Annotated in this window: 6 protein-coding genes; all 6 read left to right on the top strand. The window is 43.2% G+C overall.

The features are described from left to right. Window positions 1–3 precede the first annotated feature (3 nt). Genes B3E00_RS01895 through B3E00_RS01920 form a run of 6 tightly spaced genes read left to right on the top strand, consistent with a single transcriptional unit; the run spans window position 4 to window position 10,359 of the window. Entirely contained in the window at window positions 4–1,638 is a 1,635-nt protein-coding gene (locus B3E00_RS01895; RefSeq protein WP_293936506.1) for a polysaccharide lyase, read from the top strand. 2 nt (window positions 1,639–1,640) lie between these two features. Beyond that, the gene (locus tag B3E00_RS01900) at window positions 1,641–4,757 is read left to right on the top strand and encodes a DUF6298 domain-containing protein (protein ID WP_293936509.1); all 3,117 of its coding nucleotides are present in this window, start codon (window positions 1,641–1,643) and stop codon (window positions 4,755–4,757) included. Window positions 4,758–4,761: 4 nt separating this feature from the next. Next, window positions 4,762–6,162 (top strand): glycoside hydrolase family 140 protein, encoded by a 1,401-nt coding sequence (locus B3E00_RS01905; protein ID WP_293936512.1) that lies wholly within the window; start codon window positions 4,762–4,764, stop codon window positions 6,160–6,162. Beyond that, the gene (locus tag B3E00_RS01910) at window positions 6,162–7,091 is read left to right on the top strand and encodes a glycoside hydrolase family 43 protein (protein ID WP_293936514.1); all 930 of its coding nucleotides are present in this window, start codon (window positions 6,162–6,164) and stop codon (window positions 7,089–7,091) included. Before B3E00_RS01905 ends, B3E00_RS01910 begins: the two co-directional genes overlap by 1 nt. A 1-nt stretch (window position 7,092) precedes the next feature. Then, a complete protein-coding gene (locus B3E00_RS01915; protein ID WP_293883889.1) occupies window positions 7,093–8,925 on the top strand; it encodes an exo-alpha-sialidase in 1,833 nt (610 codons plus the stop codon). After that, a complete protein-coding gene (locus tag B3E00_RS01920; protein ID WP_293936516.1) occupies window positions 8,926–10,359 on the top strand; it encodes a sialate O-acetylesterase in 1,434 nt (477 codons plus the stop codon). Window positions 10,360–10,369: the final 10 nt, after the last annotated feature.

Raw genomic sequence — 10,369 nt, forward strand, 5'->3', positions numbered from 1 at the left:
GCTATGACATCGTTACTGAATCGAAATACTGTGTTGCTATTGGGGCTAATAAGCCCCGTAGCGGCATTGGGCCAATATCCGGTTTTTCCAGATTCCCTGAAAAAATTGGCTACAGAACGGGACAAGGCAGAAATCATACGTTTAGAAAAAGTCTGGGCAGAAGCACAAAAAATTATAAAGGAGGAAGGGAAGCCCTATATCCCTTGGGCTGCAAAACCGAGTGACTTACCGCAGGCAAAAATTAAAGCATTTCCTGGTGCTGAAGGTGGAGGCGCTTATACCGCTGGTGGACGAGGAGGAAAAGTTTTTGTCGTGACAAGTCTTGCGGACACTGGTCCTGGAACGTTGAGAGAAGCCTGTGAGGCCGGTGGTTCCCGTATCGTTGTATTTAATGTCGCTGGTATTATTCAACTTGAAAAGCCAATTGTTGTCAGAGCGCCTTATATTACGATTGCCGGACAGACAGCGCCAGGGGATGGGGTATGTGTGGCCGGAGAATCTTTTCTGATTGATACGCACGATGTCATTTTAAGGTTTTTACGTTTCCGCCGCGGTGAAACCGATGTAACGAGACGTGATGATGCTGTAGGAGGCAATGTGGTTGGCAATATTATGATTGACCACGTGTCTGCAAGCTGGGGTTTGGATGAAAATATGTCTATCTATCGACATGTATACGACCGTGAAGGTAAAAATCTCAAATTACCTACTGTCAATATTACGATCCAAAATTCTATTTTTTCTGAAGCACTGGATGCGTACAACCACGCTTTCGGAAGTACAATAGGTGGTTTAAACAGTACCTTTATGCGTAACCTATGGGCGTCAAATATCAGTCGGAATCCTTCCATAGGAATGTATGGTGACTTTGGATTTGTTAATAATGTTATTTGGAACTGGTGGAATAGAAGTGCTGATGGCGGAGATAATAAATCCTTATTCAACTTTATCAATAATTACTATAAGCCGGGGCCAATTACACCCAAAGATAAGCCGATTGCGTACCGTATCTTAAAGCCAGAATCTGGAAGAGATAAAGCCTTTAAAGATCAGTATGGGAAAGTATATGCACATGGAAATGTGGTAGAAGGTTTCCCAGAGGTCACTAAAAATAACTGGGCCGGAGGCATTCAGATTGAAGATTTACCGAATGTTGGTGATCGTGAAAAAGAAATCCGTGTGGATAAGGCGTTTCCAATGGCTCCCGTTACCGCACTATCTGCTCAGGATGCTTACAACTATGTTCTTAAAAATGTAGGTGCATTTCTACCAAAACAGGACGCTGTTGATCAACGGATTATTAGGCAAGTGTCAGAGAATAAAGTGTATTATGATACAACAAAAGCGCAACATGGATTTGTGTCTGCATATGTTAAACGACGCCTTCCAGAAGACTCCTACAAACAAGGGATTATATCCCATATTGCACAAGTAGGCGGATATCCGACTTATCAGGGGATGCCTTACCAAGATTCGGACAACGATGGCATTCCAGATAATGTAGAAAAAAGTATGGGGTTGAATCCAAATGATCCAAGTGATTCTAGAAAGATAGCGAAAAACGGCTACGCCAATATTGAGAATTATTTAAATGGGGTGGTTGCAATAGATGCCGTCGTGCCAAAAAATAAAAAATAATCATGATAAAAAGAATTTCGCTCTTTTCTTGTATCGCATTATATGCTTTCACCTGCATTGCTTTTACTGCACATGCACAACAAATGAAGGCATATAGTCCTCTAGTATGGGATGAGGCAAAGTTTGTATACCATGCAGATTCGCTTGGAAATCAGATTCCTGATTTTTCCTATGCGGGATACAAAGGAGGCAATGAAGCTATTCCTACCGGACAGATTGCTGTTGTTGTTCCTCTAAAAACAGGTGATGCTACACAGCGTATTCAAGCTGCTATCAACTATGTGTCAATGCTACCGTTGGGTAAAGATGGATTACGAGGAGTGGTGCTTTTACAAGCGGGAGTTTATTCTGTTTCCGGTTCTCTTAAAATTAGTGCCTCAGGTGTTATTCTGCGTGGTAGTGGTTTCACAACAAATGGAACTGTCATCATTGGTGAAGGAACAACAAGAGAAACACTCATCCGTATTCTCGGAAAAGACGATATCACGTTTGCAAAAAAGACAAACGTAACAAGTACTTACGTCCCTGTCAACGCGCGGGTATTGGATATTGATCATGCAGCTTCCTATAAAGCTGGCGATAAAATTAGGATTACAAGACCTTCCACGCAAGATTGGATTAATCAGCTGGGTACTGATCATTTTGGTGGTGGCATTACTTCGCTAGGTTGGAAACCCGGGCAACGCGATGTTACTTGGGATAGAACGATTGTCGCAGTGAAAGGTAATGGTATCGAGATTGATGCACCAATCACAACAGCATTGGACAGACGCTATGGCCAAGCGACTGTTGAGCAATATAATTGGAAAGGAAGAATCGAAAATGTCGGTATAGAAAATATCACACTTAAATCTGCTTTCGATGCGAATAACCCGAAAGACGAAGACCATCGCTGGATGGCGATTACTATTGAAAATGCGGAAAATGTATGGGTGCGTCGCATGCAGTTCCAGCATTTCGCAGGATCAGCCGTTTACGCTTTAGCAAGTACCCAAAAATTAACTGTTGAGGATTGTATTTCCCGGGACCCGGTTTCAGAAATTGGTGGCCAAAGAAGATATACTTTTTTCACAAAAGGACAACAGACCTTATTTCAGCGGCTCTATTCTGAGCAGGGATATCATGATTTCGCAGTGGGCTATCTGGCAGCAGGGCCAAATGCTTTTGTCCAATGTCAGGCAGTAGAGCCTTTCAGTTTCAGTGGTGGGATAGACAGCTGGGCGTCGGGAGTTCTTTTTGATAATGCAGATATAGATGCGCAGGCACTAAGCTATAAAAACCGAGGTCAAGATGGCCAGGGAGCTGGCTGGTCGGCAGCAAATTCTGTATTTTGGCAGTCGACAGCTGGACTTGTAGAGTGTTATCAACCCCCAACGGCACAGAACTGGGCTTTTGGTATTTGGTCTCAATTTCAGGGAAATGGCTATTGGGAGCAATCGAATGAATATATCAAGCCCAAAAGCTTGTATTATGCACAGTTACGGGAAAGAATTGGCCTAGCGGCTGATGAACGCACAGTACTGTTGCCAGTTTTGACCGAAGCATCCAGTAGTCCGCCCGTCAGTGTTGCCATGGAGCTGACACGTCAGTCTGAAAATCCAATGACGAAACTGGTTGACTTTATTGCAGAAGCCGGTGATCGTTATCCCTTAAATACGACCGCAAATGTAAAAACCATCGATCAAATCGGCTATAAAGAGACCACCCCAGCAAAAAAACAAGCCGATATGCGTGTCGTAAACGGTTGGTTGGTACGTGGTGATGAAGTACTCATAGGGGCCAAATCGGATGTTCCGTGGTGGAATGGTAGCGCTCGACCGCATGGTGCTGAAAAAGCTAAACCACATATCACGCGCTATGTGCCTGGGGAGGTTGGCACGGGGTTGACGGACGATCTTGAAGAGATGACGGATGCATTAAAAAAAGATAATATTATCGCCATTGATCATAATTACGGGCTTTGGTACGATCGGAGACGTGATGACCACGAGCGTATTCGTCGGATCAATGGGGAGGTGTGGCCTCCGTTTTATGAACTGCCATTTGCGCGTAGTGGCCAGGGCTTAGCTTATGACGGCTTGTCTAAGTATGATTTAACAAAGTACAACGAATTTTATTGGGGACGCTTGAAACAATATGCAGATCTAGCAGACCAAAAAGGTTTGGTATTGCTGCATCAAAATTATTTTCAACATAATATTATCGAAGCTGGTGCACATTACGCGGACTTCCCATGGCGTGCAGCTAATAATATCAATAATGTCGGATTTCCAGAACCGGTTCCTTATGCGGGTAATAAACGAATCTTCATGGCAGAACAGTTCTACGATATCGATAACCCTGTTCGTCGTTCATTACACCGCGTATACATCCGTCAATGTTTAAATAATTTTAAAGACAACTCGGGAGTTATTCAGATGATTAGCGCCGAATATACCGGACCGTTGCATTTCGTTCAGTTTTGGATCGATGTGATCAAAGAATGGAAGGCTGAGACGGGTAAAAATCCAATGATTGGTTTAAGTGCTACGAAAGACGTACAGGATGCTATTTTGGCGGATACCGAACGTGCCAAAGAAATCCAGGTCATTGATATCCGCTACTGGCACTACCAAGCCGACGGAAAGACCTATGCGCCACAAGGAGGGCAAAATCTGGCACCGCGTCAACATGCACGCTTGTTGAAACCAAAGAAAACATCGATGGAGGCCGTTTATAAAGCCGTATCCGAATACCGCACAAAATATCCGGATAAAGCAGTGTTATACTTTGCTGACAACTACCCAACGATGGCTTGGGCATCTTTTATGGCTGGTGGGTCTATGGCCAACTTACCTAAAATAGGAAACAACGATTTCTACCGTGCGGCATCGAAGATGAAAGCAACAGAAATCAATGGCGCCTGGTTGCTAAAAGGTAGCCAAGGTCTGATCATTTATAAGGAAAAATCCGATGCAGAAGATATTGATCTATCCGATTATAAAGGCGGTTTTGAAATGACACGCATTAATCCGAAAAACGGAACGATTATCAAAATAGAGAAGATCAATCTCGGGAAGCATATTCATTTGAGCAATTATACAAAAGAGCCAGAAATAATTTGGCTAAATAAGAAATAAAAATATGTCGATTCGTAAGAAACTTATATTATTTGCAGTTGCAGGAGCACTCTTTTCGTGTGCATCCAATAAAGAGACGAAGCACCTGTCACTATTGAAGATATCGGAAAATGGTAGGTACATGATGACAGAAGATGGAGAGCCCTTCTTTTGGTTGGGCGATACAGGCTGGTTATTATTTAATAAACTAAACCGTTCTGAAGCAGATCAATACCTGGAAGATCGAAAGCAAAAAGGTTTTAATGTCATTCAGGCCATGGTGCTGCATACCGTTCCTTCTGTAAATAGTTATGGGGACTCTTCGGTTTTCAACAAAGATATTTCGAGACCACTGGTGACTGAGGGAAACAATCCAGATAATGGGTTGGAATACGATTATTGGGACCATATCGATTACATCCTTGATAAAGCTGCCGAAAAGGGACTATATGTTGCTTTGGTCCCGATTTGGGGGTCACCAGTGAAGGAAGGAAAAGTATCGGTAGAGCAGGCAGGAAAGTACGCCACATTTCTTGCGGAGCGTTGGAAAGATCGCCCAAATATCATTTGGTTAAATGGTGGAGACATCAAAGGATCAGATAAGATGGAAGTATGGGAGAAAATTGGCCAAACAATAAAATCCATTGATCATACGCATTTAATGACTTTTCATCCTAGAGGACGAACGGCTTCTTCGGATTGGTTTCACGATAGGCCTTGGCTAGATTTCAATATGGTGCAATCTGGACATCGTACCTACGCTCAGGACACTTCCGCGAATGAACAGAAACATTATGGCGAGGATAACTGGAAGTTTATGTCAGCCGACTGGAATGTAAAGCCCATTAAACCAACGATCGACGGAGAACCTTCTTATGAAGGTATTCCTCAGGGATTACACGATATTAAGCAGCCGCGCTGGAAAGATGCTGACGTCAGAAGATACGGCTACTGGTCTGTATTTGCGGGGGCGTTTGGCTATACTTATGGACAGAACTCAGTGATGCAGATGCATGGAAAACAAGACTCGACATCGGCGTATGGTTCGGATGAGCTATGGAATTCGGCAATTCATGCGCCGGGGGCTACTCAGATGAAATTTTTGAAGGAACTTATGCTTTCCAGAGACAATTATTTTGATCGTGTTCCCGATCAGTCTTTAATTGCGGATAATGGTGAGAAATACAATCGTTTACTAGCGACACGAACAGCGGATTACGCATTTATCTACAATTACAACGGTAGGGAAATGAAAATTAATATGGGAAAAATCAATGGGGACAAAGTAAAAGCGTCCTGGTTTGATCCCCGAAATGGGTCGATCAAAGTGATCGGGGAGTTTGAAAATAAAGGTGTACAAACTTTTGTGCCTGCGGGAGGACAAAAGGATGGAAACGACTGGGTATTGATCTTAGATAGCATTTAATGAGGAATTTGGTCAAATTGTTTATTTTATTTATTGTGGCATCGATCTTGGCTTCCTGTCAGCGGGATGTTTACCTATTTACCTCGTTCCACGAACCCGCCAATGAAGGTTTGCGCTATCTGTATAGCAAAGATGGCTACCATTGGAATGCAATTAATGGGGTTTATTTAAAACCAGAATTAGGAAAACAGAAAATCATGCGCGATCCGTCGATGATACGGGATAAACAAGGTATTTATCATCTGGTATGGACCATTGGGTGGCAGGGAAATGAAGGAATCGGCTATGCACGTTCAAAAGACTTGATCCATTGGGAAAATCAACAGATCGTTCCAGTGATGCAACAAGAAGCAACCACCGTCAATGTTTGGGCGCCAGAGTTATTTTATGATGATATAGAAGACCGGTTTATTATTATTTGGGCTTCCACCATTCCTTATCGTTTTGCAAAAGGCGTAGAAGAAGAGAAAAACAATCACCGCATGTACTATACGACAACAAAGGATTTTAAATCCTTTACGGAGACGAAATTATTTAGTGATCCGGGCTTTAGTATCATTGATGCCGTCATTGTCAAAAAAAAGCAAAAAGATTATGTGCTTGTATTAAAGGATAATACGCGGCCCAATCGAAATCTAAAGGTGGCCTTTGCAAAAAATCCGTTGGGGCCATTTCAGCAGATCTCTGAGCCTTTCTCGCCCTATTTAAGTGAGGGACCTGCGGTGCTTAAAGTCAAGGATCAATGGTTAATCTATTTCGATTCATATGGTAGCAAAAGCTATGAGGCTGTGTCCACCAAAGATTTTAAGGTCTTCGAAAAAATCAACGACAAGATTTCCGTTCCGGAAGGGCATAAACATGGAACGATCTTCAAAGCATCCAATAAAGATTTAAAAAATTTGCTTCGGGTTGAAGCCAAAAAGAAATAGTATGTGTATCAAATTAGTATTAGTGGGGCTATCGCTGTCTTCTGTTATGAACCAGGCGGTAGCACAACAAGATACAGTAAAGTATATAGGAAAGACATTATCCAATGTAGATTACCATCATGGACAGCTGACCCCTGCTGTGGGTACGCACAATATCCAGGTATTTCGAGCCAATAGAGAGTTTCCTGATTTGGCCGGAGGGCATAGTTTTACCTATAACCACCAGCCTTTTTTAGCGTATTGGAACAATACTTATTACCTACAGTTTCTCAGCAATCCTGTGGGGGAGCATATTGCAGAAGGAAAAACCTTGTTGCTGACATCAAAAGATGGCCGAAATTGGTCTAATCCGACAGATTTATTCCCGACCTATCTCGTTCCGGAAGGTTTTACCAAGCCGGGACGTACGGATAAGGCCGGGAGAGATTTATATGCAATCATGCACCAACGTATGGGTTTTTATCATGCAAAGAATGATAAACTGCTGACGCTCGCATATTACGGTGTAGCACTGGATGCCAAGGACGATCCAAATGATGGAAATGGTCTTGGGCGTGTAGTCCGGGAAATTCACAAAGATGGTAGCTTCGGACCTATTTATTTTATTCACTTCAATGCCTCTTTTGATGAGAAGGGTGCCAAATATCCCTTTTATAAAAAGAGCAAAGACAAGGCTTTCGTACAAGCTTGTGACGAGTTGCTCGGCACACCACTTATGATGCAGCAATGGGTGGAAGAGTCCGACCGAAACGATCCATTAATTCCTTTGCAGCGTCCGGTAAAAGCATTTTCCTTTTATCATCTCAATGATGGAAGGGTCGTCGGTTTATGGAAGCATGCATTGACATCGATGAGCAAGGACAATGGAAAAACCTGGCAGTACTCACCATTGCGCGCCCCCGGGTTTGTGAACAGCAATGCGAAGATCTGGGGACAAAAAACATCCGACGGGCGCTATGCAACAGTGTATAACCCATCGGAATTCAGATGGCCCTTGGCCGTATCGACCAGTAATGATGGATTGAATTACACGGATTTGTTATTGGTTAACGGGGAGATCACCACAATGCGTTATGGCGGTAACTATAAGTCATATGGACCGCAATATGTTCGTGGTATCGTCGAAGGAAATGGCAAGGTTCCCGATCGTAACATGTGGTTGACCTACAGTATGAACAAAGAAGATATTTGGACTGCTGTTGTACCTGTTCCGATCAAGTCTACCGTAGAAGAGGCCGTGAACGATGATTTTGCGAAAAATGCAGGACAAGCCTATAACAACTGGAATATTTATAGTCCGCTGTGGGCAACTGCCAAGGTCGAAGGTACAGCGTTGGTTTTGCGAGATAAAGATCCTTTCGACTATGCAAAGGCAGATCGCGTCATTCAATCGGCCCAAAAAGGGACCATTGAATTTACGGTGACGCCACAGCAAAATGATCATGGCTCTTTACAGATTGAGTTGGTGAATGATAGTGGCTTGGCAGCTGCTAGAATTATTATGGATAAAGATGGCATTATTAAAAATAAAGCCGGGTACCGAAATGCATCGTTGACGAAATATGAGATGGGAAAGATGTATCATTTTGCGTTGACTTTCGATGTGAGCACCCGCTCTTATCAAGTTGCCATCAATGGAGAAGATAAAGGGACAAAGTTATTTTTCCAACCGGTAAGCAACGTGAGCAAGGTGTCGTTCCGTACGGGCGATGTCAGAAGATTTCCCAATGCGGATACGGAAACAGACCAAGATTTTGATGTTGAAAATGCAGGTGCTTCGGTCAAAGAAGCCATTTATCAGATTACTTCGCTGAAAGCTCAAAAGCTGAAATAAATGAGACGGTTTATTGTACATATAGCTTTATTGGTAGCCGGTTTTTCGGCAAGGGCGAATGTCATATTGCCGAATATTTTTGCGAATCACATGGTTTTGCAACGCAACCAGCCGGTCGCCATTTTTGGTTCAGCGAGCCCTGGCGAGCAGGTAAGCGTAGCTTTTCAAAACCAGTTGAAGACGACAGAAGCCGATCAAAACGGTCGTTGGAAAGTTGAACTAAAAGCCATGCCGGCTAATGCGGTTGGACAGACGTTGACCATCAGGGGAAACAATACGATCGAACTTAAAGATGTTTTGGTCGGTGAAGTATGGTTGTGCTCGGGCCAATCGAATATGGAATACCAAATGCGTAAAATTGAGAAAGTTAAAGCTCCGTTGAGAGCTACCTATTTCCCTAAAAGCGAAGTTTCCGAAGCAAACAATCCCAATATCCGAATTTTTTTAGTACGCCGAAAATTTCTGGCCAAGCCGGATGGCCAATATGAGGGCTGGGCTGTAGCCCGGGATTCGGCACTGCGTCAATTTTCTGCACCGGCCTATTTCTTCGGGAAAACGCTACAGCAAGAATTAGGTGTTCCTGTAGGCATTATTTCATCAGCTGTGAGCGGCAGCAGAATCGAGCCCTGGTTCTCCGAAGAATATTGGACAAGTTCACCTTATCTGAAAGATAAAAAGAAAGAAGGCGATCCCGGTAAATTCTTTCATACGATGATTGCACCATTAGCGCCTTATACCTTAAAAGGATTTATTTGGTACCAGGGTGAATCCAATACCTTTCTAAAAGAGAATATTAGTTATAGCTATAAAATGAAGGCGCTGATCGAAAATTGGCGGACTCTTTGGGAGAATCCCAAATTACCGTTCTATTTTACCGAGATCGCACCTTTTTATTATTCTCTGGACGAAAAAGGCCATGTCCGTATGCCGAGAACAGTGTTGCCAGAATTTCGGGAAGCCCAAGATCTGGTTTTACAATTGCCGCATACAGCACGTATCATTACGACAGATTTGGTCGATGATCCACACGATCTCCATCCAAGTTATAAATGGGAAATCGGTCGTCGTCATGCCCTTAAGGCTTTAAAATATGTCTATCATAAAAATATTGTAGCCGATGGTCCTGAACTAGAGGCCGTAAAATATCAAGGCAAACAAGCAAGGGTAAAATTGAAACATGCTGCCGGATTAAAGTCCGTAGACGGCAAGCCCTTAACATCATTTGAAGTTGCGGGTGAGGATGGCATCTTTTATCCAGCGCAGGCTGCTATCAACGGACAGACAGTCGTACTTGAAAGTGAACAGGTACAACAGGTCCATCAGGTCCGGTTCGGATGGGACGAAGCTGCCCAGCCTAATCTGGTGAATGCTGCAGGTTTTCCCGCGGCACCCTTTAGAACAAATAATCCACTACAACATATTAAATTGAAATAGTCTTTAGCGA

Origin of the sequence: Sphingobacterium sp. UBA5996, assembly GCF_002429765.1 — a bacterium.
GTDB lineage: Bacteria > Bacteroidota > Bacteroidia > Sphingobacteriales > Sphingobacteriaceae > Sphingobacterium.